The organism is Nocardioides limicola (assembly GCF_016827675.1).
Classification (GTDB): domain Bacteria; phylum Actinomycetota; class Actinomycetes; order Propionibacteriales; family Nocardioidaceae; genus Nocardioides; species Nocardioides limicola.
Genome location: NZ_JAERJA010000009.1, coordinates 100,534 through 124,901, shown reverse-complemented (window position 1 = coordinate 124,901; position 24,368 = coordinate 100,534). Strand labels below are relative to the sequence as shown.

Sequence of the window (24,368 nt, the reverse complement as noted above, 5' to 3'; positions counted from 1 at the left end):
AGCATCGAAGCGTAGGCGGTGCCTATAGTTCCGCCATGACCAACCCGAACAACGTGATCGAGCAGCAGCTGTTCACACTGCTGAGGCGCACCGTGGCCATTCACGTGCGAACGTCGTCGGGGGACATCGCTCTGGAGCGATCGGCGTACGGGATCCTGCGCCTGATCCACTCCCAGGGGCCGCAACGACTCGGGGCGATCGCCACCGCGTTCAACCTGGACCCGTCCACCATCACCCGACAGGTGCAAGCGGTGGAGAAGCTCGGTCTGGCCACCAAGCAGGCCGACCCGATGGATCGTCGCGCCTCGCTGCTGGCGCTCACGCCCGAGGGCGAGGAGGCCGTCGTCCAGGCGCAGAACTATCGTCGCAAGATGCTCGACCTGATCCTTGCCGACTGGTCTGCCCAGGAGCGCGACGAGTTCGCCCGCGCGCTGACCCGCTTCAACGACACGGTGACCGGGTGGATCGAGCACGACGAGATCCCCGACCCCGACTAGGGACGTCGACGCGGGCGCAGGCTCAGCGACCCCGATCGACCAGCGGCAGCGACCGCAGACCTCGCTCCAGGTGCCACTGGAGGTAGGCGGTGACCATGCCGCTGGCCTCCCGGCGGTGGCGTACGTCCCCGCTCTCCACGGTCGCCCACTCGCCGGTCAGCAGGGCACCCATCAGCAACACCGATTCGGGGGTGGGGCTCGCCGATCCCGGCAGTCGGCAACTGCCGCAGAGCACGCCGCCGGCGCTGACGTGGAACCACCGGTGCGGGCCCGGCGCACTGCACCCGGCACAGGTCTCGAAGGTGGGGGCATAACCGGCCACCGCCAGTGAACGGAGCAGGTAGGAGTCCAGCACGTCACCGGGGGCCCGCTCCCCCGACGCCAGCGCCCGCAGGCCGCCGACGAGCAGCAGGAACTGTTGCAGCGCCGGCTCCCCCGGCTCCGGGACCAGGCGCTGAGCGGTCTCGGCCATCACCGAGGCGGAGGTGTAACGCTCGTAGTCGCCACCCAACTGCCCCGAGAAGGGGGACAGGGTCTCGGCCTGGGTGATCGTGTCCAGGGAGCGACCCTCGGCCAGTTGCAGGTCGACGTGGGTGAACGGCTCCAGCCGCGACCCCCACCGTGAGCTGGTACGTCGTACCCCACGCGCCACGGCACGCACCTGACCGCGGTGGCGGGTCAGCATGGTGATGATGCGATCGGCCTCACCCAACTTGTGGGTGCGCAGCACGATCGCCTCGTCGCGATAGAGGGGCACCCGCCCATTCTGCCGTGCGAGCCGTAGGGTTTCGGCACATGACGATCGAGATCGCGATCGTGTTCGCCGTGGTGGCGGGCGCGCTCTACCTCTTCGCCAGCCAGAAGCTCCCCCTGGACGTGACCGCGCTGGCGATCCTGGTGACGTTGATGGTGATCCCGCTGCTCGGCGACCCCCTCGTCCAGCGGGTGCCGTGGCTGCGGGAGCGGGGCATCGACCTGCCCGGCGCCTTCCCGAACGTGAACGAAGGGCTCTCCGGTCTCTCCAGCCCGGCCACCGTCACGGTGCTGGCGATGTTCATCCTGTCGGCCGGGATCCAACGTTCGGGGCTGATGCACGCCCTGGGTCGACGACTGCTGCCGTTCGTCGGGCAGTCCGAGTTCCGCCTGTTCCTGGTCACCGCCGCGATGGTCGGGCTGATGTCCGGCGTCGTCAACAACACCGCCGCGGTAGCTGTGGCGATCCCGTTCGCGCTGGAGATGTGTCGCACCCTCGGCATGCGCGCCGCCAAGGTGCTGATGCCGCTGAGCTTCTTCGGGATGCTGGGCGGGATGCTGACCCTGATCGGCACCTCGACGAACATCCTGGCCTCCTCGATCCTGGCCGACACCCCCGGCTTCGAACGCGAGATCGGGATGTTCGAGTTCACCCATGTGGGACTCATCGTGCTGGCCACCGGTCTCGTCTACTTCCTGGTGGTGGGCCGGTTCCTGCTGCCCGAGGAGGACCTCGGTGGCGACCTGGACGCCGAGGAGGAGTTCGTCGTCGAACTGCGTGCCCGCCCGGAGAGTTCGTGGCTGGGCAGGTCGCTCGGCGACTCTCGCAAGGCCTCCTCGGTGCAGTTGCTCAAGGTGGTCAGGGACGGCAAGTCGTTCCGGGATGCCCCGGAGCAGGTCGAGTTGGCGGCCGGGGACATCGTCCAGGTCCGCGGCACCATCAGGCAGATCGCGGACCTGATCGCTGACGAGGCCGTCGATGTGCTTGCCGATCCGGACGGCCAGATCGTCGCCCATGGGGAGGGCTACCTGGTCCGGGCGCTGGTGCGGAACCGTCTGCTCTACACGGGCCAGCGCTCCCGCGCGATCGGTTTCTGGACGCGCTACCGGGCCAGGCTAGTCGGCATCGAGACGCCGAGCCTGACCGCGGCCCGCCTCGGCGACGAACGGCTCCGGGTCGGGGAGATCCTGCTCCTGGAGGTGGCCAAGGACGGTCTCTCCCGACTGCGTCGGCATCCGGATCTGGTGCTGCTGAGCCAGTTCGAGGACGAGTTCGACCGCCGCCGGATGTGGCTGACCGGCGGGATCGTGCTGGCCGTGGTGGCCGGCGCGGCGCTGACCCCGCTGCCGATCGTGGTGACCGCGATCCTGGGTGTGGTGGCGATGGTGACCACCGGCTGCATCATCAAGGAGGACCTGTACTCGGGCGTGGCCTGGGACGTCATCTTCCTGCTGGCCGGGGTGATCCCCCTCGGCATCGCGATGACCAAGTCGGGCGGCGCCGAATGGCTGGGGAGCCTGATCGCCGGTCCGGCGGCGGGCTGGCATCCGCTGCTGGTGATGATGGCGCTCTACGCGCTGACCACACTGCTCACCGAGGTGGTCAGCAACAACGCGTCGGTGGCGATCCTGATCCCCGTGGCGGTGACGCTGGCGGCCGGCCTGGAGATCGCCCCGATCGCGATGGTCCTGGTGGTGATGTTCGCCGCCTCCACCAGCTTCCTCTCGCCTGTGGGGTACCAGACCAACGCGATGGTCTTCGGCACCGGGCTCTACAAGTTCACCGACTTCGCCAAGGTCGGGGGGCCGCTGAACCTGATCCTGATGGTGGTGACGAGCACCGCGATCTGGCACTTCTGGGTCTAACTGGCCCATCCTTGCCGCTGCCTCCGTGATCGAGGTACGACTGGGCGCGCCGCTGAGAGACAGGCAGCTGACTGACGGTGCGTGCCGGATGCCGAAGTACGCGCACCACACCGAGTGCGGTCAGAACAAGACGACCGTCGAGTCCATCTCCAACTGAGCGACTCACCCACCGAACTCACATTGCATCGACCAATCACGCCGCTCACGTCCGGCCGCCTCAGCGAGCCGGCATGCGCAGACGCTGTCCGCTTCGTTCTGCGATGCCGGGGTCGACATAGGCGTTGGCGTAGGTCAGTTGCTGATGTGCCAGTTCGTATGTCGACCAGTCCACGGCCGCTGTCCATCGCTGGGCGAAGTCAAGGATGGAGATCAGGGTCTGGCCTTGTCCGGCACGGTTGCTCACCCCGTTGAGGCCGGCGATGTAGTCGTTGCGGTAGCTGGTGGGGACGATGATGCGGACCTGACCAGCGTGTGAGAGCTCCGCGTTGGCGAGGATGCGAGCGATTCGGCCGTTGCCGTCGTCGAAGGGATGCGCCTCGGTGAGCAACAGCATCATCGCGAGCGCACGCTGGAACGGGTCGGTGAGTCCGTCGAGGAGCTCGAACCCGCGACGGAGGGTGCCCTCGACGAGATCGGGAGAGACGAACTCGTAGCCTCCGGCGAAGTTCGGCCTGGCCTTGAACTCGCCGGGGTTCTTGTCCGGGCGGGCCGCCATCAGCGTGGCGTGGTGGCTGCGCAGTAGTGCCACGAGTTCGTCGCCAGTGCGCGGCACCCGGGTGGCCAACTGGTGGTCGGAAACGAGCCGGTAGGTCGCGGCGATGTCGTGCGCGTCTTGGGGACGGTCATGGAACTGCAGGCCTTCGACTGCGATCTGCCGGGCCTCCTCGACGCCGAACTCAGTGCCCTCGATGAAGTTGGAGAAGTAGGACTCGAAGAACGGTTCCCACTCCCAGCGCCTCGGGTCGCCGAGGGTTGGCCGTGGTGATGGCGGTGTGTGTTGAAGCGTCTCGATCATGCCCGCGATGAGGTCCAGCCGGCCTTGGTCGTAGGGCTGGCCGCCCAAGCGTGCGGCGTACTGCGCGGAAACGGGCGTGTCGCTGAGCGCGGTCCCAACGAGCGCGGCGAGCCGTTGCCGCACCTTCTCGGCCGATCTCTCGGGGAAGGACCCCCGAATCACCTCCAGGCTCTCCAGCATCCGGGCGATCTTCCCGGGCCCGCCACGACGTGCTTCCTCCTCGATCCTGTCTTCGATCGCTTCCACGCCGGCCAGCCGGGGCGGGTTCCCGGGGCGACCGCGAGCTGGGATGTTCTCCAAGAGCTGCCGGACTGGACCGGAGACGACCAATCCCTCCGGCATCGGCATGTCCCCGGGCAGCGGGCCGGGTCCGATGCGCGGTGCCACCGTCACTCCCGGCAATCGCAGCGCAGTGGCGCGCGGCGGCTGCGGGTGGCAGATGAACAGGTAGTCGTCGACGGGTTGGCCTCCCGCGAGGGCGGACCGGTCGCAGATGACCGCGGAAGGCCAGACGTGCGCGACGACGGCGAGCAGATGATGACGCGCAACCGCCGCGGGCGGAAGCGTCGCCCCGACCGCATAGATCCCCGGCGCGAGTTGCAACGCCCGACCTGCTCTACGCTGGCGAGACAGACGAGCGCGGTCGGTGCTGGTTCGCGCGATCTCCAGCACGCCAGCAGGGTGTCGTTCATGTGACGCAGCGTTCATGGTCAGAATAGTGCTCCCACGTGGCCCGAATGCAGCGATTACGCCAGAAATTTCCGCCTATTGGCAGCAATCCTAGCCGTAAAACGTCCGAACGCAGCGCACTCAAGGGTATTGCGGGGCGGGTGGCGGTGTGTCTACCGCAAGAACAGTTGTTTGAGCCAACCACTAGACGAGAACACGTTCTACCGGGCAGAGTAGGGGTGTGAGCCAGAACACTCCCCTGAACCTTGCCGACGTCCTCGAGGCCATGGCCGACGCGGTGCCCGACCGCATCGCCGTCTTCACCATGGGCCGCACCTACACCTACGCCGAGATCGACGAGCGTGCCACCAGGCTGGCCAACCATCTGACCGGGCTGGGCATCCAGCCCGGCGATCACGTCGCCGTACACGCTCCCAACCGGATCGAGTGGGTCGACGCCCTCTACGGCTGCTTCAAGGCCCGTGCGGTGCCGATCAACGTCAACTACAAGTACCTGCACGAGGAGTTGGCCTACCTCTACGACAACGCCGACTGCGTGGCCGCGATCGTGGCCCCCGAGTTCGCGGAGATGGTCGCCGGCCTCGACCTGCCCACGCTCAAGCACACGATCGTGATGGGCGAGGAGTACGACGCCCTCCTCGCCGCAGCCTCCCCCGACCGCCCGAGCAACGGGCGCAGCAGCGACGACCACTACGTGCTCTACACCGGCGGCACCACCGGCCAGCCCAAGGGCGTCGTCTGGCGCCACGACGACATCATCCGGGCGGCTCTGAACGCCGCCCGCTACGGAGCGCCGATCGACTCGGTCGAACAGCTCGCCACCGAGGCCGCCGGGAACGAGAACCCGATGGTGCTGCTCGCCTGCGGGCCGATGATGCACGGCGGCAGCCAGTGGATCCTGGGCAACGGGCATGTGGCCGGTCATACCGTCTCGCTCTACACCGAGCCCCACTTCCAGGCCGAGAAGATCCTGGACCTCGTCGAGGCGGCGGGCGTGAACTCGCTGACCTTCCTCGGCGACGCGATGGGCCGGCCGGTGGCCGAGGCGATCCTCGCCGAGCCGGACCGCTGGGACCTGAGCAGTCTGGTGGCAGTCTCCAACGGCGCGGCGCCGCTGTCGGAGGGGGTCCGCGAGGAGATCCGCAAGGCGTTGCCGGGTCGGTTCATCCTCGACTCCTATGGCGCCTCGGAGTCCGGCGCCACCGGATCACGGGTCGATGACGGCTCCGAGGGTGCGCACGGCGCCCCCCGCTTCCAGGTCTCCGAGGACGTCGAGGTCTTCGACCCCGAGTTCCGCCCCTGCCCGCCGGGCGTCACCGGGATGCTGGCGCGCTCCGGGCCGGTGCCGCTGGGCTACTACAAGGACCCGGAGAAGACCGCGGCCACCTTCAAGGAGATCGACGGACGCCGCTGGGCCATCCCCGGAGACATGGCTCGCCGAGAGGACGACGGCTCGGTGACCGTGCTGGGCCGCGGCTCGGTCAGCATCAACACCGGCGGCGAGAAGGTGCACCCCGAGGAGGTCGAGTCGGTGCTGTTGCGCCACGAGGACGTCTTCGACGCCGCCGTGGTCGGCACCCCCCACGAGCGCTGGGGCCAGCAGGTCACTGCCCTGGTCCAGCGCCGCGAGGGCGCCACCGTCTCCGCCGATGACCTGCGCGACCACTGCCGCGCCCTGATCGCCAACTACAAGGTCCCCAAGGAGATCCTCTTCGTCGAACTGGTGCCACGCACCCCGGTCAGCAAGGTCGACTACCGGGCCAGCAGCGACCTGGCGCACGAGCTCCTCGACGTCGGCCGGTGAGGCCGCAGAGTCCCCGATCCAGGGGGTTGCAAAAGTAGTACCTTTGCGTCACAGTAGGTGGGACGTGAGCGCCATCACACCGGAGGCGCCCGGATCCAGGAGACACCGACGTGGAAGCAATCACCCCCGCATACGGCGCCGCCGTGCTGCTGCTCATCGCCGCTGGCGCCGTCGCCACGCTGCTCGTGCTGATCATGAAACTGCGCCTGCACGCGTTCGTGTCGCTGGTGCTCGTCAGCGTGCTCACGGCCCTGGCCGCCGGCATCCCGGTGGCCGACATCCCGGCCGCACTCGCCTTCGGGTTCAACAGCACACTGGGGGCGGTGGCACTGTTGGTCGGATTCGGGGTGATGCTCGGCCGCCTGCTCGAGATCACGGGCGGTGCACAGGTGCTCGCCGACACCCTGGTGGGTCGGTTCGGTGAGCGCCGGGCTCCGATGGCCCTGGGAGTGGCGGCGCTGATCTTCGGGTTCCCGATCTTCTTCGACGCCGGTCTGGTCGTCTTCCTCCCGATCATCCTCACCGTGGCCCGCCGCTTCGGCGGATCGGTGCTGCTCTACGCACTGCCGGCTGCCGGCGCCTTCGCCGCCATGCACGCCTTGGTCCCGCCGCATCCCGGTCCGGTCGCGGCTGGGGTGAGCCTCGGTGGCGACATCGGCGTGATCCTGCTCGTCGGTGTCCCGGTCGCGATCATCTCCTGGTACGTCGGCGCCTACCGGGTGGCGGGCTTCCTCGGCGCCCGGATCCAGGTCGACGTGCCCACCGCCCTGTTCGGGCAGGTCCGCAACAACGACGGCACGGTCCGTGACAGTGACGGCCCCTCGACCGGTTCCGGTGCGGGTGTGGCGACCCGGCGGCGCACTGACGCCCCATCGTTCCCACTGGTGCTCGGCCTGTTGCTGACCCCGATGGTGTTGATCTCGTTGAACACCGGAGCGTCCACTCTGATCCAGGCCGAGGTGATCAGCCAGTCGGTGCTGACCGACGCCCTCCGACTCATCGGCAACACTCCGATCGCGCTGCTGGCGACCCTCCTCGCCGCCATCGCGCTGCTGGGCCGCCGGCAGGGCTCGATGAGCCAGACCAGCAAGATCCTCGACGAGTCGTTGGCACCGATCTGTTCGATCATCCTGATCACCGCCGCCGGCGGCATGTTCGGCGGCGTCCTGCGCGTCAGCGGGATCGGCCAGGCACTCACCGACTCCTTGGCCGATCTGGGGATGCCCCTCCTGCTCCAGGCGTTCCTGATCGCCACTGCACTGCGCGTCGCGCAGGGCTCGGCCACGGTGGCGCTGACCACCACCGCCGGACTGATCGCCGCACCGGTGGCAGCGGCCGGCTTCGGCGACTTCCGGATCGCGCTGATCGTGATGGCGATCGCCGCCGGCGCCACCGTGCTCTCGCACGTGAACGACTCCGGGTTCTGGCTGGTCAGCCGGTTCTTCGGGATGGACGAGAAGACCACGCTGCGCACCTGGACGGTGATGGAGACGACGTTGGGGCTGAGCGCCTTCGGGTGCGCGGCGCTGCTCTGGGGCGGGGCTGCACTGATCGGGCTGGCGTGACTGTGGCGCTGAGCTGCAGTCCTCAGTCTCGGCCGGTCAGTGAGGTCATCTCGGTGAGCACCTCGGTGCAGATCGCGGTCATCGCTGCCTCGGCCAGGTCCGGCCTCGCCTGCGCCACCGCGTCGGCCACCATGGCGTGCAACCGGCGGGCCTCGGGCTTGGGCTCGGGAGGCATCAACTGGTGGTCGGTGCGTCCCCGGAGAACCTCCTCGACCACGTCGCACAGACCCGCGAACATCACGTTCCCCGAGGCCTCCAGGAGCAACCGGTGAAAGGCCACATCGTGCTCCAGAAAGGCTGCCAGGTCACCCCTGGCACCGGTGTCCTCCATCGCGGTGGCCAGGTCGACGACGGTCGTGCGCTGCGCCTCGGTGGCGTGCCGGGCGGCCAGGGCGGCCGCAGAAGGTTCGACAACGGCCCGCAACTGGGAGAGTTGCCTGAGCAGGTCGGCTCGGGAGGCCCCGGCGAGTCGCCAGCGCAACACCGCCGGATCGAAGACGTCCCACTCCTGCTCGGGCAGGACCCGGATCCCGGTCCGGCGCCGACTCTCGACCAGGCCCATCGAGACCAACACCTGGACGACCTCGCGAGCGATGGTGCGGGACACCCCGAACTCGTGGCCCAGCCACTCCAACGTGATCACCGAGCCGGCCGGCAGGACTCCGTCCACGATCCGCGGACCGAGACTGTCGAGGACGCCGCTGTGCAAGGTGACCATGCCACGCAGCCTAGCGAGCCACGACCGCTGCACGTGGTGGTGATGGGGGTCTCGGGCACCGGCAAGTCGACCGTGGCCCAGGGCCTCGCCGCCACCCTGGGCCTGGTCCTCGCCGAAGGCGACGACTTCCACCCGGACGCGAACATCGAGAAGATGTCGGCCGGGATTCCGCTCACCGACTCCGACCGGCTCCCGTGGTTACGGGCGCTGGCCGAGTGGACGGCCGCCCGCGACGCCGAGGGAGTGTCCACGGTGCTCACCTGCTCAGCCCTGCGGGTGCCCTACCGTGACATTCTCCGTTCGGCGACGCCGGGCCGGCCAACCTACTTCGTGCACCTGGTCGGCTCGCCCGACGTGCTCTCCTCCCGGATGGAGTCGCGCGAGCACTTCATGCCGACGTCCCTCCTGGAATCCCAGATCGCCACCCTGGAATCGCTCCGGGACGACGAGGACGGGCTGGTGGTCGACGTGGATGCGCCGCTGGAGCAGGTGACGGCCCGAGCCGTCGCCTGGCTCACCCGGCTCTAGGGTCGGTCAGACGGACCGGTTGACCGCGGAGACGACGGCCTTCAGGGACGCGGTGACGATGTTGGCGTCCAGGCCGACTCCCCAGAGCACCTGGTCGCCGACCGTGCACTCGAGGTACGCCGCCGCGGTGGCGTCGCCGCCCGACGACAGCGCGTGCTCGTGGTAGTCGAGCACTCGTACGTCGTACCCGATGCCGCCCAGCGCCGTCACGAACGCGTCGATCGGCCCGTTGCCCTCGCCGGTGAGCGTGCGTGACTCTCCGTCGACGAAGACGTGCACGCTGAGCTGGTCCTTCTCCCCGGCCGCCGAGGAGGTGTGCACCGAGTTCAACTGCAGCGGCGCCTGCCGGTCCAGGTACTCCGCGGAGAAGACCCGCCAGATCTCCTCGGGCGTCACCTCACCACCGGCAGCGTCGGTGTGCTCCTGGATCACCCGACTGAACTCGATCTGGGCCCGACGCGGCAACTCCAGCTTGTGCTCGGCCTTGAGGATGTAGGCCACTCCGCCCTTGCCGGACTGGGAGTTGACCCGGATCACCGCTTCGTAGGTGCGGCCGACGTCCTTGGGGTCGATCGGCAGGTAGGGCGCCTCCCAGGGGATCTCTCCGACCGGGATGCCGTGCTCGGCGGCTCGCCGGTCCAGGTCCTCCAGGCCCTTCTTGATGGCGTCCTGGTGGGAGCCGGAGAAGGCGGTGTAGACCAGATCACCGGCGTAGGGGTGACGCGGGTGCACCGGCAGGGTGGTGCAGTACTCGACGGTCCGCCGCACCTCGTCGATGTCGGAGAAGTCGATCTGCGGGTCGATGCCCTGGCTGAACAGGTTCATCCCCAGCGTGACCAGGCAGACGTTGCCGGTCCGCTCCCCATGGCCGAACAGGCAGCCCTCGACCCGGTCCGCGCCGGCCATCAGGGCGAGCTCGGTGGCCGCCACCGCGGTGCCGCGGTCGTTGTGCGGATGCAGGCTGATCGCGGAGTGCTCGCGCCGGGTCAGGCCGCGGCCGAAGTACTCGATCTGGTCGGCGTAGGTGTTCGGCGTGGACATCTCCACGGTGGCCGGCAGGTTCAAGATGATCTCCCGGCCGGCTTCGGGCTGCCACACGTCCGAGACGGCCTCGCAGACGCTCAGCGCGAAGTCGGTGTCGGACTGGGTGAAGATCTCCGGGGAGTACTGGTAGCCGAAACGCTCGCTGCCGACCAGGTCGCCGACCAACTCCTCGGCGTACTTCATCACCATCTCCGTGCCGCGGACCGCGATCCCCCGGCACTCGTCGGGGGTGACCCCGAAGACGACGCGCTGGAACAGCGGCGCCGTGGCGTTGTAGAGGTGCACAGTGGCCCGCGGTGCGCCGACCAGGGACGCGATGGTCCGCTCGATCAGGTCCTCGCGGGCCTGGGTCAGCACCGAGATCTGTACGTCGTCGGGGATCCGGTCCTCGACGATCAGCTGACGCACGAAGTCGAAGTCGGTCTGACTGGCGCTGGGGAACCCGACCTCGATCTCCTTGTAGCCCATCTTCACCAGCAGGTCGAACATCTTCAGCTTGCGGGCCGGCGTCATCGGATCGATCAGCGCCTGGTTGCCGTCGCGCAGATCGGTGGAGAGCCAGCGGGGCGCCCGCTCGATCTTCTTGGTCGGCCAGGTGCGGTCCGGCACGTCGACGGGCACGAACGGGGAGTACCGGCGCACCGGCATCCCGGACGGAGTCTGATTGTTGGCGGTGTTGCTCAGGTCGGTCATGAGAGTCCTCGGCTGGGTTTCGTTCAAGGGCGCCGGGCGCAGCACGCTCTCCGCAGCGAGGGGGTCCGGCTCGAGTCAGACCTCGCTGCGGCGACCAAGGAGCAGGAACGCGCGCGTCATGACAGATTCAGGGTAGCGCATCCCGCCTAAGGTGGAGACATGTCCCGCCTGCTGCTGGTGCACCACTCCCCGACCCGTTCGATGCGTGCCCTGGTGGCGGCGCTGCTCGCCGGCGCCGGTGACGACGAGATCTCCGGGGTGCAGCTCAGCGAGCGTCCCGCGCTGGAGGCGACCGTCGAGGACGTGCTGGCTGCCGACGGCTATCTGCTGGCCACTCCGGCGAACTTCGGCTACATGTCCGGGGCCCTGAAGCACTTCTTCGACTCCACGTTCCTGGGCGTCGGTGGCGCCCTGGACGACTCGGGCGGCGCGTCGGGCGAAGGCGCCGGTGCAACAGCGAAGAGGCCCTTCGGCCTGCTCGTGCATGGCCGGTACGACACCACCGGCGCGGTCCGCTCGGTGCTGGCCATCACCGGGGCGTTGGGGTGGCGGCAGGCCTACGACGTGCTTGAGGTGATGGGTGACGTGACCGCCGAGGCCGAGGCTGCGGCGTACGAGTTGGGAGGCACCATCGCCGCGCTGCTCAGCGAGTGACCACGACGGGCGGCGCCGCGGCGTCGCCCGTCGCCCTCATCTAGGTCAGTACCTCACTTCTTGCCCTTGCCCTTGCCGGGCGCACCAAAGTCCACGCTGAAGGTGCCGGGGATGTCGAGATAGGCCCCGGTGTCCTCATCGCGGACCCAGATGTTCGACCAACTCACCGCCAGCAGCGTCGATGTCTGCCCGCCCGGGCAGGACAGGGCGTCCGACGCAGCCACCGGCGCCAGGCTCAGCTCCCCGGTGACGTGCCCGTTCTTGGCGGCGGGGAAACTTCCACTGGCCGTCGGATGGGCTGTGACCAGCTCCTTCTTGGGATCCGACGGCTGGTTGCCGCCGTTGTTGATGCACGCGTAGGTGGCGTTCATCGTGGCGCCGATCGTGATGTCCTGCGTGCTGCCGGACGAAAGGCCGGCTTCCTTGAACTTCACCGTCAGCACGCCGTTGGCGTCCATGCTTGCCGAGGTTTGGCTCTTGATGAAGTGGCCGTTCCCCGCGTGTGCCGGAGTGCCGACCAGTATCACTGCCACCAGGGCAGCGATGAGTGCCACACACATTCTGCGCATGACAGGTTCACCCTCTTCGATTGGGCGGTCCCGTATCTTCCCCGTGATCCGGCGGCTCGTCCGAAGCCCACGACCGCACTCCCATTGACGCTAGGCACCGAACGGCCCGGCGTACATAGCCACTTCGGGCCACCTGTCGATGGCACGTCCGGTGGGTGAGTGAGCGCGGGTACGATCGGCCGGACCGTTCTCGCAGGAGGCTCCGTGCAACCCGTTGGCCGTACCGTCCGCGCCGCTGCCGTCGCGGCCGCGGTGGCGCTGTTCAGCACGACCGCCTGCGGTGGCGCCACGGAGCGGGACCTCGACCCCGACCAGGTGGACTCGGTGGAGCTGCCCGAGCTGGGGGCCTGCCGGATGCTCACGCCCGAGGATGTGGCCGAGCCGAGCAACGCCACTCGGATCGTGGACTGCGCGGAACCGCACACGGCTGAGACGTACGCCGTCGGAGAGCTCCCGGAGCGCCTCGTCGAGGAGAGCTATGACAGCAGCCGGCTCGGGAACTTCGCCTACCGCCGGTGCAGCGAGGCGTTCGAGGAGTTCCTGGGTGCCGACGAGAGCGCAGTGATGCGCAGCATGCTGAGCTGGGCCTGGTTCCGCCCCTCGGAGAAGGCCTGGGAAGCGGGGGCCCGCTGGTATCGCTGCGACGCGGTCGGCGGCGGCGACCAGAGCGTGGAGTTCGTGGAGCTGCCGGAGACCGCGAAGGGGCTGCTCAGGCCTCCGCCGCCGGACGAGTGGATGGCCTGCGCGGTGGGGCCGACCGTGGAGGGCTCGGTGAAGGTGCCCTGCTCAGCCGACCACGACTGGCGGGCCGTCACCACCATCCGGCTCGGCCGCGACGACGACGAGTACCCCGGCGATGCGCTGGTGGAGGTGCGCACCCGGGACTTCTGCTCCGAGTCGGTCGGTGCCTGGATGAACTACCCGCTCGACTTCGAGTACGGCTACACCTGGTTCCACGAGGCGCAGTGGCGCGTCGGCAACCGGCGTTCGGTCTGCTGGGCCAAGACCAGCCAGTGACCGCTCACCCGACGAGTCGGAGCCGTTGAGGCGCCAGCCCCACCCGCACCCGCTGCCCCCACGACAGCGACAGCGCGTCGGACTCCATCCCGTCGCCGAAGGCGACCAGCCGGTCCGACTCGACCTCGACGGTGAGCGCGTCGTCGGTCAGCAGCTCGCCCTCGACCTGACCCACGCCGGTTGCCGGCGACGGCCACGCCTCCCGGACGAACCAGGCCAGTCGCTGCTCGGTCGGGCCGGGTAGTTGCCGGGTGCTGTGGCGTGACTCCCAGATGGAGCGGCACCAGCCGGTGGCGCCGGTGCCCGAAGCCACGATCAGGCCCGACGATGCCTGGCGCTCGACGCCGCCGGCGGGAGCGGCCAGCCGGTAGCGGGCCGTCTGATGTGAGGGGTGGCCCACGAACACCTCGTTGAGGGCGACCAGTCGCTGACCGTCGTCCGAGGTCGCCTCGACCATGGTGAGCTCGCGGCATTCGTCGGTGCGGCGCAGCAGGTCGTCGACGGCGTCCGGGCGATGGCGGACCAGCACCCCGGGGTTCCGGCCCGGGTCGACGTCGATCCCGATCGTCGGCTGACCGTCGAGGTACTTGGCGACGTTGGCGACCAGGCCGTCCTGTCCGACGACGACCACGATGTCGCCCGGGGCGAACAGGAACCGGTCGAGGTCGGCCCGTTCGACGGCCCCCCGGCGCCAGTCGACCGGGATCGCGCCGGCGACCCGGTCGATGGCGCGCCGGGTCGCTCCGTGCCGTGCCTGCACCTCGGCCAGGTCCCGGCCGCGGCTGGACAGGAAGAAGGCGGCCTGGCCGAGGGTCCCGTGGCGAGCCAGCAACTCCTCCAACTCGGTACGCCGGTGCACCACGACGACCCGGGGGGCGAGACTCACGACTCCCCCGCGGCTGCGGGGCCGACGCCCGCCGAGACGGGGCGGCCGACGCCGATTCTGGCCAGCACCGGCGCCAACAGGTCCGGGGTGAGGACGAGGTGGTCGATCTGGGGCAGTTGGCTGGCCAACTCCTTCAGAGCCAGCCCGAGCAGCACGTGCTCGGGGAGATCGCGATAGGCCTCCAGCCGGGCCGCGTCGGCCTCAGCCAGCGCCAGGCCGGTGGTCCGCTCGGCCTCGGCGTGGGCGTCCGCCATCGCCCGCACCCGGTCGGCCTCCGACTCGACGGCGATCCGGTCCGCCGCGGCCCGCTCGGTCGCCTCGCGCTGGGCGTTGGTGCCGCGTTGGGCCACCAGTTGCTGCTCGCGTCTGGCCAGCTCGATCTGGGTCTGCAGTTCGTTCTCACCGATCGCCCGCTCACGCTCGACGGCCACGGCGCGGCGTTCGTACATGGCCCGGTCCGCCTCGATCTGGACCTGTTCGCGGGTCGGGGTGAGCAGCGCCTTCTCCAACTCCGGTTCTGGTCGCAGGGCGACGACCCGGACTCCGATCACCGCGATCCCGGTGTCCTCGAGTCGTTCGTCGGCACCGAGACCGGCCGCGATCGCGTCCCGGACCGGGCCGACGCCGGCGCGCATCGCCTCGGTCAGAGTGCTGCCGGCGATCTGATCCAGCGCATACTGCTGGGCGGTCTCGGTGAGGAGCCCGGCGACCTGGTCCAGTGGGTTGCTGCGCCAGACGCCGTCGACCTGGTCGATCGAGAAGTCGACCCGTCGGGCGACCAGTGCCGGGTCGGCGAACCGGAAGCTCACCGTGGCCTGGACCGTCAGGTCCTGGAAGTCGGCCGTCCAGGCGTGGAAGAAGAGCGGCAACTCCCGGTCGTCGACGGGCACCTCGGTCAGCACGGTGCTCAGTGGCCGGAACCAGAACGACGCCCCGACGCCCTGCTTGGCGACCTTGCCACGGCGTACCACCTGGATGTGGGTGGTGGCGTTGCCGCGCAGGTGGCGGCGGAACGGATAGCGGGTGATGTCAGCCATCGGGGGACCCCTCTCCTCCTAGTTATCGTGAGATTGACGATAACTGAATCAATGGCTCTCGTCAAGGCGACGATAAGTAGTAGGGTGTGGCCATGGAGTACGCCGCGTCCGACCATCCACCCTTCGCGGTCACCGTGGACCTTGTGGTGCTGACCGTGCGGGACGGCACCCTGTGCGTGCTGGGCGTACGACGCGGCGCACCGCCCTTCGAAGGCCGATGGGCCCTGCCCGGCGGCTTCGTCCACCCCGACGAGTCACTCGCCGACGCCGCCGCCCGGGAGCTCGAGGAGGAGACCGGGCTGAGCCCCGCCGTGGTGCACGTCGAGCAGCTCGGCAGCTACGGGAACCCCGGCCGAGATCCCCGGATGCGGGTGGTGACGGTGGCCCACCTGGCCCTGGCACCCGACCTGCCCAGTCCCCGCGCCGGCTCCGACGCCGCCGACGCGCAGTGGCGCCCCGTCGACGAACTGACGTCCGAACAGCTCGCCTTCGACCATGCCCAGATCCTGGCCGACGGCGTCGAACGGGCCAGAGCCAAACTGGAGTACTCCCCGCTGGCCGCCGCCTTCTGCCCGGCCGAGTTCACCGTGGCCGAACTACGGCGCGTCTACGAGATCGTCTGGGGTCAGCCCCTGGACCCCCGGAACTTCCACCGCAAGGTCACCACCGCAGAAGGGTTCCTGATCGCCACCGGCGAGACCACCACACGCCTGGGCGGCCGACCCGCGCAGTTGTTCCGGGTGGGCCCGGCCCAGACGCTGCACCCGCCCCTGATCAGAAGCCGAGCCGGCGCAACTGCCTAGGGTCACGCTGCCAGTCCTTGGCCACCCGGACCCTCAGGTCCAGGTAGACCGGAGTGCCGAGCATCGCCTCGATCTGGGTCCGGGCCGCGGTGCCGACGGTGCGCAGCCGGGAGCCCTTGTGACCGATCATGATGCCCTTCTGGGAGTCGCGCTCCACGAACACCGACGCATGGATGTCGAGCAGCGGTTTGTCCTCGGGACGCCCCTCCCGCAACCCCATCTCCTCGACCACCACCGCGATCGAGTGCGGCAGTTCGTCACGCACGCCCTCCAACGCCGCCTCCCTGATCAGTTCGCCGACGATCGCCTCCTCGGGAGAGTCGGTGAGTTCACCGTCGGGGTACAGCGGCGGCCCCTCGGGCATCAACGCCACCAGCAGGTCGGCCAACAGTTGCACCTGGTCGTCGGCCACCGCAGAGACCGGCACCACCTCGGCCCAGTCGATGCCGTTCTGGCGACCGACCTCGGCGATGTCCATCAGGTGCTCGGCGATCCGCTCGCCGCTGGCCAGGTCGGTCTTGGTGGCGACCGCGATCTTGATGCTGCCGCGCACCTTCGCCAGTTCGGCGACCAGGAACCGGTCCCCGGGTCCGATCTTCTGGTCGCAGGGGAAGCAGACGGCGACCACGTCGACCTCGCCCCAGGTGCTCTTGACCAGGTCGTTGAGCCGCTCCCCCAGCAGGGTGCGCGGCCGGTGCAGACCGGGGGTGTCCACCAGGATCAGCTGGGCGTCCGGGCGGTGCACGATGCCCCGGACCACGGTCCGCGTGGTCTGTGGCCGCGAACTGGTGATCGCCACCTTGGTGCCGACCAACGCGTTGGTCAGCGTCGACTTGCCGGCGTTGGGGCGGCCGACGAAACTGGCGAATCCACTGCGATGTTCGGTCATTCGGCTGCCTCCTGGGCTGCGTCGTAGTCGGCCCAGATCTGCTCGTCGCTCTTGCCCGCCGCCTTGCCGGCGGACCAGATCGGACCCGGATCCACGGCTCGGGGCTGTCGTCTCTGGCCGCCGCCGCGCCAGTAGCCCATCACGTCGTACTGGGTCGATGCGAGCCTGACCACGCGCATCAGGTGTTTGCGGATCGCCCGCATCTGCGCCGACTCCCCCGCCATCCAGAAGTAGCCCGGGCCAGCCGGGAAGTCGATCTCCTCGACGAGGGCGGCCAAGGCGCTGTCCTGGTCGGCCGGGGGCGCGGACCAGGTCACGTCCGCACCCTCGGGCAGGTAGCCGGTCAGGTCGTCGGGCACCTCGCACCACACCCGGGTAGGCACCCGGTCACCGACCTCGGTGAGGATCCGGGCCAGAGCAGGCATCGCGGTCAGGTCGCCGACCAGATGCAGCCAGCCGGCGTCGTCGGGCATCGCGAACGAGCCCTTCGGGTCGGTGATCGTCACCTGGTCGCCCACACAGTCGCCGACCGCCCAACTGGTGACCAGGCCTTCCTGGTGCACCACCACGTCGACCACCAGGTGCTCGTCGTCGAGCGCAGTGACGGTGTAGTAGCGGCTCTGGAACTGACCCGGCACGATCAGCCCGACCCACTCGTCGGGGATGCCGGTGCTGGTGAACGTGGACAGCCCCGGGCCGCCGAGGACCAGTCGCACCAGGTGGTTCGAGAGCTGTCGCCGCTCGATCACGTCGACGACATGCTGCTGGGCCCGGGTGCTCACCGGGTGAGCCTAGCCGGGGTGGGCCTCAGGCACCGAAGCTGTGCCGCAACGGGTAGCCGCTCCGCCCCGTTCCGTCGGTCCGGGTCGCCAGCACGTGGTGCAGCTGGATCTCGTTGCGCTCGAACCCGAATCGGGAGCCGGCCATGTAGAGACCCCACACCCGCGCGGTGCCCTCACCGACCTCCGCCACACATTCGTCCCAGTTGGCCACCAGGTTGCGACACCACCCGGCCAACGTGCGGGCGTAGTGGACCCGGAAGTTCTCCGCGTGCTGCACCTCCAGTCCGACGTCCTGGGCGGCGGTCACGATCCGTCCCGACCCGGTGAGTTCCCCGTCCGGGAAGACGTAGCGGTCGATGAAGGCGCCGGTCTCCTGAGGCCGGTTGTGCGGTCGGGTGATGCAGTGGTTGAGCAGCCGTCCCTCAGGCTTGAGCCGGTCCCGCAGGTGACTGAAGTACGCCGGGTAGTTGCGCACCCCGACGTGCTCGGTCAGCCCGATCGAACTGACCGCATCGAAGTCGGCCTCGATCACGTCCCGGTAGTCCAGGTGCCGGATCTCGGCCAGGTCCCCGAGTCCTTCGGAGTCGATGGCCTGCTTTCCCCAGTCGGCCTGTTGCCTGGACAGGGTGACGCCCAGCGCCCGGACGCCGTACTCCCGGGCGGCGAAGCGGACCATGCCACCCCAGCCACAGCCGACATCGAGCAGCCGCTGGCCTGCCTGGAGGTCGAGCTTGCGGCAGATCAGGTCGTACTTGGCGGCCTGAGCCTCCTCCAAGGTGGCGTCCTCGGTCTCGTACACGGCGCAGGTGTAGGTCATGGACGGGCCGAGCACCATCTCGTAGAACCGGTTGGAGACGTCGTAGTGGTGACTGATCACCTCTGCGTCCCGGCTCATCGAATGCCGCAGCCCTTCGATCGCCCGCCGCCAGCGCGGCAGGTGCTCCTGGGGCGGGACCGGCGGCGGCTTGAGGTGGTTGAGGCCCAGGCCACGGATCAGTCGCACCAGTTCGGCCGGTCCGGGGAGCTGGAACCGCACCCCGGCCAGGGCGGCCACCAACAGGTACGGGTCACCCGGGTGCACCCCTTCGGCGACCATGTCGCCGCGCACGTAGGCGCGGGCCATGCCCAGGTCGCCGGGGGCCGTCATCAGGTACTCGAGCCCGCGTTCGTTGCGCAGGTGCAGAGCGACGGGGGCATCGTCTGGACCCACCGCACTCCCGTCGTACGCCGTGAACCGCAGCGGCATCCCGTCGGGCACCAGCGCCTCGACGGCCTCACCGATCCGGATCGTCATCGTCGTCTCACCGCCTTGTCGTAGAGAGTGGTCAATCTGTCGTCGGGGTCGTAGCGCTTCTTCACGGTCGCCAGGTTGGCGCCGTCGTAGAGTCCGTCGAAGGTGTCGCGGTCGTAGAAGGCCTCGGAGTAGAGCGACTTGTGGCCGTCGAGCTCGTGCACCTTTGCCTCGATCGCCCGGTTGGTCGGCGCCTCGGTCGGGTCATCGACGCGGACCACCCCCCAGAAGCCGACGTTGACGTAGGTGGTGCCGGGACGCAGCGGGTACGACGGCCACGGGTGCGCGGTCGAGTCTCCCTCGCCGGTCGAGTCTCCCTCGCCGGTCGAGTCTCCCTCGCCGGTCGAGCTTGTCGAGACCCGCAACGGGCAGAGCCATACCGGGGTCATCCCGACGTGCTCGTCGAACCAGGCCAGGAACTCGGGCAGGTGCTCGGCCGGCACCTCGACGTCCTGGATCACGTGCTCGCGGGGCTGACGACCCGCACGGGCGTCGAGGCGATCCATGACCTTCAGTCGGCGGTCCAGCCCGACCAGCCGGTGGTAGACGTCCGAACGACGCCAGCGACGCGGCCAGAGCCGCCGGATCCGTGGGTTGTGCAGCCCGAACGCGCCCGAGCACCAGAACCAGTCGGTGTCCCAGCGCCACAGGTAGTCGTGCATGGTCAGCAGGTCGGTGCTACGGGTCTGGATCGACCGGTAGTAGATCTGTGGGCCGGTGTAGTCGCTGGTGGGTCCGTCGCGGTCGGTCCAGGTGGCCAGGGTCAGGTACAGCTCGTGGGGGCCGAAGGCGACTCCGTCGAGTCCGTCCACGCGAACGCCGTCCCAGCTCCGATCCTCGGCGATGCGGAGTACGGCCTCGGTGAGCGCGGCGGAGGTGTCGAAGCGGACATGTCGGAGCTCGACCCGGTCCGGGACCGCTTCGAGCGCGATCCGGAGCCGGACGGCGTACCCGAGGGACCCGTAGGAGTTGGGGAAGGTGCGGAACAGGTCGGCGTGCTCGTTGTCGGGCCGGGCGGTGACCACCTCGCCGGCACCGGTGAACACGTCCATCTCCAGCACCGACTCATGCGGCAGTCCGTTGCGGAACGAGGTGGCCTCGACGCCCAGGCCGGTGACCGCGCCGCCGAGGGTGATGGTGCGCAGTTGCGGGACGACGAGCGGGATCAGCCCGTGCGGGAGGGTCGCGTCGACGAGGTCCTCGTACGTGCACATGCCCTGGACGTCGGCGGTGCGGGCGTCGGCGTCGACCTCGATCACCGACGACAACCCGACCACGTCGAGTCCGGGCACGCCGGTGGCGGCACGCGGGCGGAAGAGGTTCGAGGTGCGCTTGGCGATCCGGACCGGCGCATCCTCGGGCAGCGCGGCGTACGACGCGCGCAGCCGCTCAACGGCTGCCGCGTGCTCCTCCCACGTCCCCGACGACGTCATTGCATCGACGGTAGCGAATGTCGCCGGGGTTTCCTACCCCTTTCCGGCTGGGCAGGTCCCGCGTGCGACCGGCCAGGGCCCCGGGTCAGCGCAGTAGCGTGGCGAACCGGGCGATGGTCTCGTCGATCGCGGTCTGACAGGCGGCCGACCAGGGGCCCATGTCGAAGAAGCCGTGGATCAGGCCGGGCCAGGTGTGCTGCCAGACGTCGGTCCCGGCGGCGGACAGCGCCTCGGCGTACGCGATGCCCTCGTCTCGCAGCGGGTCGAACTCGGCCGTCACCACCACCGCCGGCGGCAGATCGGCGAGGTCGCCGCGCAGCGGGGAGAGCCGCGGGTCAAGCAGATCAGTGTCGGCCTCGACGTACTGGCCGATGAACCAGGCCATCGTGGGCTCGTCGAGGAAATAGCCGGTGGCGTTCTCGACCCGGGACGGGTAGTCACCGAGCACGTCGGTGGCCGGGTAGATCAGCAGTTGAGCGGCGATGCCGGGCACGTGCTGGGCGGTCACCGCGGACAGGTTGCCACCGGCGGAGTCACCAGCCACCGCGAGTACGTCGTTGCCGCCGAACTCGGCGAGTCGCCGCTGAACGTCGGCGGTGGCGGCGATCGCGTCCTCGGCGGCGGCCGGGAACCGGGCCTCGGGGGCGAGCCGGTAGTCGACCGAGACCACCACCGACTGAGCGCCCCGGCAGATCGACCTGGCCATGTTGTCGTGGGTGTCCAGGTCCCCGATCACGAAGCCGCCCCCGTGCAGGAGTACCACGGTCGGCACCGGGCCGTCGGCGTCCGGCCGGTAGACCCTGGCCGGGAGGACGCCCGCCGCCCCGGCCACGGTGGTGTCGGCCACCGACTCGACCGGGACCACGCTGTCGGGTGCCCGCATCTCCACGGTCAGCTTGCGGAAGGAACCGCGCGCTTCGTCGGGGCCGAGTTCATGAAGGGGTGTCCCGCTCTCGATGAGCTGAAGGATCGGGACGAGTTGAGGGTCCACAGGCATGGCCAGACCATAGCCGGGCTCAGTTCTCCCGCGACGACAGCACGCAGAACTCGTTGCCCTCCGGGTCGGCCAGCACGTCCCAGGAGGTGTCGTCGCGCTGACCGACGTCCACCCGGGTGGCGCCCAGGGACAGCAGCCGGTCGATCTCGGCCTCGCGGTCGTCGGTGATGTGCGGGGCCAGATCGAGGTGGAGTCGGTTCTTGACCTGTTTGCCCTCCGGGACCGGCACGAAGACCAGCCCCGGTGGGACGCGTTGCCAAGGAGTGGAACTCAGCGCCTCGTCATCCACCCACGACGGCACCAGCACCACCTCGTCCTCAGCCTCATAGATCGGCTTCCAGTCCAGCGCCTGCGCCCACCAGCGGGCCTGGGCGGCGACGTCGCGACAGTCGATGACCACGGTGTACCAGCGAAGAGCCATGCGCCCATGCTTGCCCGCTGGCACTGATTTCTCCAGCGATCCCGGACAGCCACTGTCCGGTGGCCGCGCCTCACCCGTCGATTCCCGTGCATTGTGGCTGTGATCTGGCCCGTTCTTGGTGCTGAATGCACGGGAATGCGGGGGTCAGCGGGTGAAGTCGGAGAACCAGTCGGGGAACTCCTCCAGGGAGTCCAGCACCACGTCGGTGCCGGCATCGAGGAGTTCGGCGCGGGTGCAGCCGCCGGTGAGCACCGAGACACTCACCACTCCGGCCGCCAGCGCCCCCTCCACGTCGTGGACGTGATCCCCGACGTACGCCGCCACGCCCTCTCTGCGCAACACCTCGGCCTTCCCGATCCCCCAGACCCACCCTTCCAGGACATCCACGTCGAGCTGGAGGTGATCCACGTGAAGTTGTGCGTTGGCCGGGTACTTGCCGGTGACCAGCACGTTCCGCCCACCCCGCGACCGCACCGCAGCCAACGCGGCGTGGGCACCGGGCAGCAACGGCACAGAGGTGATCGCATGGGTGGGATACAACGCCCGGAACCGGTCACTGGCAGCCGCCACCTCACCCTCGGGCAGATACGGCGCCAGCATCATCTCCAGGGGTGGCCCGAGTCGACTGGTCAACTCCTCCACCGGCAACACCACGTCGAGTTCGAGCGCCAGTGCCCGCAACACAGCGCCGAACCCCGGCACGGTGTCGATCAGGGTCATGTCCAGGTCGAAGCCGATGGACGGTCGGCTCATGAGACCAGGGTGCCGGTGATCCGTCCGCGGGGGTCGCCGTGGTGCACGGGGATGCCGGTGCCGCCGAACTCCCGCACCAACGCCACATCCGGCTCGGCCACCGTGTCGTGTTCACCGAGCACCACCACCGCTTCCAGGGTGGTCGCGCCCGCTGCCAGGGCCATCACCACGCAGCCGGCGATCGCGGAGACCTTCAGGGAGGGCAGGTCCACCGTCGCCGCTGCGTAGGTACGACCGTCCTGGTCCCGCACCGCGGCAGCTTCCTCGGACCGCACCCGAGCCCGGGTCGCCCGGGCCAGGGTGACCAGTTTGGTGTCCTCGGCGCTCAACTCCACGGCGTCAGTCATGCGCCTCAGCGTAGTCATCGCCGGCAGCGACATCCGCGGCGTCCTCGCCTTCTGGATCGAGCACCCGCACCAGGACGGTGGCGATCCGCTTGCGGCGCCCGACCATCCCCTCGGCCACGAACCGCAGGCCGTGGGCGTCGACGCTGGACCCGGGCAGGGGCACCAGGCCGAGGTGCTTGGCCATCAGGCCGCCCACCGAGTCCACCTCGTCGTCGTCGACGGCCACCCCGAGGACCTCGTCGAGGTCGTCGATGGGGAACCGCGCCGGCACCCGGACCACGTCGGGGGCCAGCCGCTCCACGTCGGCAGCCTCCTCGTCGTACTCGTCGGTGATCTCACCGACGATCTCCTCGAGCACGTCCTCGATGGTCACGATCCCGGCAGTGCCGCCGTACTCGTCGACCACCACCGCAATGTGCCGCCGCCTGGCCTGCATCTCCTTCAACAGATCATCGACCGGCTTGCTGTCCGGGACGAAGAAGGCCTCCCGCATCACCGAGTCGATCCGCTCGCTCACCTCCGCGTCGGCGTCCTCGAAGTCACGCCGGGCGACGTCCTTGAGATAGGCGAAGCCGCGTACGTCGTCGAGGTTCTCGCCGACCACCGGCACCCGGCTGAATCCGCTGCGCAGGAAGAGCGACCGCGCCTGGCGCAGGTTCTTGAAGTCCTCGATGAAGACGACCTCGGGACGCGGCACCATCACCTCACGCACGGTGGTGTCACCGAGCTCGAAGACGGAGTGGATCATCCGCCGCTCCTCGGCCTCGATCACCGCGGCCGCCTCGGCGATGTCGACCATCTCCCTCAGCTCGGTCTCGGTGGAGAACGGGCCCTCGGAGAAGCCGCGGCCGGGGGTGATCGCGTTGCCCACGGCGATCAGCACCTTCGGGATCGGGCCCAGCACCCAGGTCAGCGCCACCAGCGGCCCGGCGGCGAGCAGGGCCACCCGGTCATCGTGCTGCCGCCCCAGGGTCCGTGGCGCGACCCCGAGCACCACGAAGGAGATCACCACCATGACCCCTGCTGCGGCGAAGACCGCCGGCCAGAAGTCGCCATCGAAGTAGTCGTGCAGGTGCAGGGTCACCAGCACGATCGCGGTGACCTCGGCCAGCAGCCGCAGCAGCAGTGCGGTGTTGAGGATCCTCGGCGAGTCCTCGAGCAGCCGGACCAGCCAGCGGCCGCCGACTCGACCTTCGTCGCGCAGTTCTTCGGCGCGAGCCTTGGAGAACGAAGCCAAGGCGGCATCGGCGGCCGCCAGCAGCCCGGCGAGCAGGATCAGCAGGACGGCGCAGCCGAGCAACCAGATCGTGGGCACC

The 24,368-nt window shown here is 69.3% G+C and carries 24 protein-coding genes; 8 read left to right on the top strand and 16 right to left on the bottom strand.

Annotated features, from left to right (window positions below; all coding sequences use genetic code 11):
* Positions 1–35: 35 nt before the first annotated feature.
* A complete protein-coding gene (locus JKG67_RS14925; protein WP_203338126.1) occupies positions 36–497 on the top strand; it encodes a MarR family winged helix-turn-helix transcriptional regulator in 462 nt (153 codons plus the stop codon).
* 22 nt (positions 498–519) lie between these two features.
* Here the strand turns inward: JKG67_RS14925 and recO are convergent, their stop codons facing one another.
* A complete protein-coding gene (gene recO, locus JKG67_RS14920; protein ID WP_203338125.1) occupies positions 520–1,254 on the bottom strand; it encodes a DNA repair protein RecO in 735 nt (244 codons plus the stop codon).
* 38 nt (positions 1,255–1,292) lie between these two features.
* Between recO and JKG67_RS14915 the strand changes: the two genes are divergently transcribed.
* On the top strand, positions 1,293–3,116 hold the full coding sequence (locus JKG67_RS14915; protein ID WP_203338124.1) for an SLC13 family permease: 1,824 nt from the start codon (positions 1,293–1,295) through the stop codon (positions 3,114–3,116).
* Between the two features lie 217 nt (positions 3,117–3,333).
* On the opposite strand, the gene JKG67_RS14910 is transcribed toward JKG67_RS14915, so the two are convergent.
* On the bottom strand, positions 3,334–4,734 hold the full coding sequence (locus tag JKG67_RS14910) for a Fic family protein (protein ID WP_203338123.1): 1,401 nt from the start codon (positions 4,732–4,734) through the stop codon (positions 3,334–3,336).
* Between the two features lie 307 nt (positions 4,735–5,041).
* Between JKG67_RS14910 and JKG67_RS14905 the strand changes: the two genes are divergently transcribed.
* Both JKG67_RS14905 and JKG67_RS14900 read left to right on the top strand, forming a co-directional pair.
* Positions 5,042–6,625, top strand: coding sequence for an acyl-CoA synthetase (locus JKG67_RS14905; RefSeq protein WP_203338122.1), 1,584 nt, complete (start codon positions 5,042–5,044; stop codon positions 6,623–6,625).
* Positions 6,626–6,735: 110 nt separating this feature from the next.
* Complete coding sequence (locus JKG67_RS14900; RefSeq protein WP_203338121.1) at positions 6,736–8,190, top strand: GntP family permease; 1,455 nt, start codon at positions 6,736–6,738, stop codon at positions 8,188–8,190.
* A gap of 22 nt (positions 8,191–8,212) precedes the next feature.
* On the opposite strand, the gene JKG67_RS14895 is transcribed toward JKG67_RS14900, so the two are convergent.
* On the bottom strand, positions 8,213–8,908 hold the full coding sequence (locus JKG67_RS14895; protein WP_203338120.1) for a FadR/GntR family transcriptional regulator: 696 nt from the start codon (positions 8,906–8,908) through the stop codon (positions 8,213–8,215).
* Between the two features lie 42 nt (positions 8,909–8,950).
* On the opposite strand from JKG67_RS14895, the gene JKG67_RS14890 reads away from it, so the two are divergent.
* A complete protein-coding gene (locus JKG67_RS14890) occupies positions 8,951–9,436 on the top strand; it encodes a gluconokinase (protein WP_203338119.1) in 486 nt (161 codons plus the stop codon).
* Between the two features lie 6 nt (positions 9,437–9,442).
* Here JKG67_RS14890 and leuA read toward each other — a convergent pair whose 3' ends face one another.
* A complete protein-coding gene (gene leuA / locus JKG67_RS14885; RefSeq protein ID WP_203338118.1) occupies positions 9,443–11,173 on the bottom strand; it encodes a 2-isopropylmalate synthase in 1,731 nt (576 codons plus the stop codon).
* Between the two features lie 159 nt (positions 11,174–11,332).
* Between leuA and JKG67_RS14880 the strand changes: the two genes are divergently transcribed.
* Positions 11,333–11,827 carry an NAD(P)H-dependent oxidoreductase gene (locus tag JKG67_RS14880; RefSeq protein WP_203338117.1) on the top strand — a complete coding sequence of 165 codons (495 nt, stop codon included), beginning with the start codon at positions 11,333–11,335 and terminating at the stop codon, positions 11,825–11,827.
* Between the two features lie 53 nt (positions 11,828–11,880).
* Here the strand turns inward: JKG67_RS14880 and JKG67_RS14875 are convergent, their stop codons facing one another.
* Entirely contained in the window at positions 11,881–12,381 is a 501-nt protein-coding gene (locus JKG67_RS14875) for a hypothetical protein (protein WP_203338116.1), read from the bottom strand.
* A gap of 219 nt (positions 12,382–12,600) precedes the next feature.
* On the opposite strand from JKG67_RS14875, the gene JKG67_RS14870 reads away from it, so the two are divergent.
* Positions 12,601–13,413, top strand: a complete 813-nt coding sequence (locus JKG67_RS14870; protein ID WP_307816585.1) for a septum formation family protein — start codon at positions 12,601–12,603, stop codon at positions 13,411–13,413.
* 4 nt (positions 13,414–13,417) lie between these two features.
* On the opposite strand, the gene JKG67_RS14865 is transcribed toward JKG67_RS14870, so the two are convergent.
* Positions 13,418–14,299 (bottom strand): diacylglycerol kinase catalytic domain-containing protein, encoded by an 882-nt coding sequence (locus tag JKG67_RS14865; RefSeq protein WP_203338115.1) that lies wholly within the window; start codon positions 14,297–14,299, stop codon positions 13,418–13,420.
* Entirely contained in the window at positions 14,296–15,336 is a 1,041-nt protein-coding gene (locus JKG67_RS14860; RefSeq protein WP_203338114.1) for an SPFH domain-containing protein, read from the bottom strand. The genes JKG67_RS14865 and JKG67_RS14860 overlap by 4 nt, the downstream gene beginning before the upstream one ends.
* Positions 15,337–15,428: 92 nt before the next feature.
* On the opposite strand from JKG67_RS14860, the gene JKG67_RS14855 reads away from it, so the two are divergent.
* Positions 15,429–16,139 (top strand): NUDIX hydrolase, encoded by a 711-nt coding sequence (locus JKG67_RS14855; protein ID WP_203338113.1) that lies wholly within the window; start codon positions 15,429–15,431, stop codon positions 16,137–16,139.
* Here JKG67_RS14855 and era read toward each other — a convergent pair.
* The 9 genes from era to JKG67_RS14810 all read right to left on the bottom strand — a co-directional run bounded on the left by era (position 16,111) and on the right by JKG67_RS14810 (position 24,367).
* Positions 16,111–17,028 carry a GTPase Era gene (gene era, locus JKG67_RS14850; protein WP_203338112.1) on the bottom strand — a complete coding sequence of 306 codons (918 nt, stop codon included), beginning with the start codon at positions 17,026–17,028 and terminating at the stop codon, positions 16,111–16,113. The genes JKG67_RS14855 and era overlap by 29 nt on opposite strands.
* Positions 17,025–17,810, bottom strand: a complete 786-nt coding sequence (locus JKG67_RS14845; protein ID WP_203338111.1) for a siderophore-interacting protein — start codon at positions 17,808–17,810, stop codon at positions 17,025–17,027. The genes era and JKG67_RS14845 overlap by 4 nt, the downstream gene beginning before the upstream one ends.
* A gap of 25 nt (positions 17,811–17,835) precedes the next feature.
* Positions 17,836–19,104 (bottom strand): SAM-dependent methyltransferase, encoded by a 1,269-nt coding sequence (locus JKG67_RS14840; protein ID WP_203338110.1) that lies wholly within the window; start codon positions 19,102–19,104, stop codon positions 17,836–17,838.
* The gene (locus JKG67_RS14835; RefSeq protein ID WP_203338109.1) at positions 19,101–20,534 is read right to left on the bottom strand and encodes an FAD-binding oxidoreductase; all 1,434 of its coding nucleotides are present in this window, start codon (positions 20,532–20,534) and stop codon (positions 19,101–19,103) included. Before JKG67_RS14835 ends, JKG67_RS14840 begins: the two co-directional genes overlap by 4 nt.
* An 85-nt stretch (positions 20,535–20,619) precedes the next feature.
* Positions 20,620–21,531 (bottom strand): alpha/beta hydrolase, encoded by a 912-nt coding sequence (locus tag JKG67_RS14830; RefSeq protein ID WP_203338108.1) that lies wholly within the window; start codon positions 21,529–21,531, stop codon positions 20,620–20,622.
* Positions 21,532–21,550: 19 nt separating this feature from the next.
* The gene (locus tag JKG67_RS14825; protein ID WP_203338107.1) at positions 21,551–21,952 is read right to left on the bottom strand and encodes a VOC family protein; all 402 of its coding nucleotides are present in this window, start codon (positions 21,950–21,952) and stop codon (positions 21,551–21,553) included.
* Between the two features lie 144 nt (positions 21,953–22,096).
* The gene (locus tag JKG67_RS14820) at positions 22,097–22,705 is read right to left on the bottom strand and encodes an HAD family hydrolase (protein WP_203338106.1); all 609 of its coding nucleotides are present in this window, start codon (positions 22,703–22,705) and stop codon (positions 22,097–22,099) included.
* On the bottom strand, positions 22,702–23,052 hold the full coding sequence (locus JKG67_RS14815) for a cytidine deaminase-like protein (RefSeq protein WP_203338105.1): 351 nt from the start codon (positions 23,050–23,052) through the stop codon (positions 22,702–22,704). The genes JKG67_RS14820 and JKG67_RS14815 overlap by 4 nt, the downstream gene beginning before the upstream one ends.
* Positions 23,045–24,367 carry a hemolysin family protein gene (locus JKG67_RS14810; RefSeq protein ID WP_203338104.1) on the bottom strand — a complete coding sequence of 441 codons (1,323 nt, stop codon included), beginning with the start codon at positions 24,365–24,367 and terminating at the stop codon, positions 23,045–23,047. The genes JKG67_RS14815 and JKG67_RS14810 overlap by 8 nt, the downstream gene beginning before the upstream one ends.
* Between the last annotated feature and the right edge of the window lies 1 nt (position 24,368).

What these genes read in the sequence shown, in the direction of transcription:
- JKG67_RS14925 (WP_203338126.1), top strand. Translation starts at nt 36, where the DNA reads ATGACCAACCCGAACAACGTGATCGAGCAGCAGCTGTTCACACTGCTG.
- JKG67_RS14915 (WP_203338124.1), top strand. Translation starts at nt 1,293, where the DNA reads ATGACGATCGAGATCGCGATCGTGTTCGCCGTGGTGGCGGGCGCGCTC.
- JKG67_RS14895 (WP_203338120.1), bottom strand. Translation starts at nt 8,908, where the DNA reads ATGGTCACCTTGCACAGCGGCGTCCTCGACAGTCTCGGTCCGCGGATC.
- JKG67_RS14890 (WP_203338119.1), top strand. Translation starts at nt 8,951, where the DNA reads ATGGGGGTCTCGGGCACCGGCAAGTCGACCGTGGCCCAGGGCCTCGCC.
- leuA (WP_203338118.1), bottom strand. Translation starts at nt 11,173, where the DNA reads ATGACCGACCTGAGCAACACCGCCAACAATCAGACTCCGTCCGGGATG.
- JKG67_RS14880 (WP_203338117.1), top strand. Translation starts at nt 11,333, where the DNA reads ATGTCCCGCCTGCTGCTGGTGCACCACTCCCCGACCCGTTCGATGCGT.
- JKG67_RS14860 (WP_203338114.1), bottom strand. Translation starts at nt 15,336, where the DNA reads ATGGCTGACATCACCCGCTATCCGTTCCGCCGCCACCTGCGCGGCAAC.
- JKG67_RS14855 (WP_203338113.1), top strand. Translation starts at nt 15,429, where the DNA reads ATGGAGTACGCCGCGTCCGACCATCCACCCTTCGCGGTCACCGTGGAC.
- era (WP_203338112.1), bottom strand. Translation starts at nt 17,028, where the DNA reads ATGACCGAACATCGCAGTGGATTCGCCAGTTTCGTCGGCCGCCCCAAC.
- JKG67_RS14840 (WP_203338110.1), bottom strand. Translation starts at nt 19,104, where the DNA reads ATGACGATCCGGATCGGTGAGGCCGTCGAGGCGCTGGTGCCCGACGGG.
- JKG67_RS14835 (WP_203338109.1), bottom strand. Translation starts at nt 20,534, where the DNA reads ATGACGTCGTCGGGGACGTGGGAGGAGCACGCGGCAGCCGTTGAGCGG.
- JKG67_RS14830 (WP_203338108.1), bottom strand. Translation starts at nt 21,531, where the DNA reads ATGCCTGTGGACCCTCAACTCGTCCCGATCCTTCAGCTCATCGAGAGC.
- JKG67_RS14825 (WP_203338107.1), bottom strand. Translation starts at nt 21,952, where the DNA reads ATGGCTCTTCGCTGGTACACCGTGGTCATCGACTGTCGCGACGTCGCC.
- JKG67_RS14820 (WP_203338106.1), bottom strand. Translation starts at nt 22,705, where the DNA reads ATGAGCCGACCGTCCATCGGCTTCGACCTGGACATGACCCTGATCGAC.
- JKG67_RS14815 (WP_203338105.1), bottom strand. Translation starts at nt 23,052, where the DNA reads ATGACTGACGCCGTGGAGTTGAGCGCCGAGGACACCAAACTGGTCACC.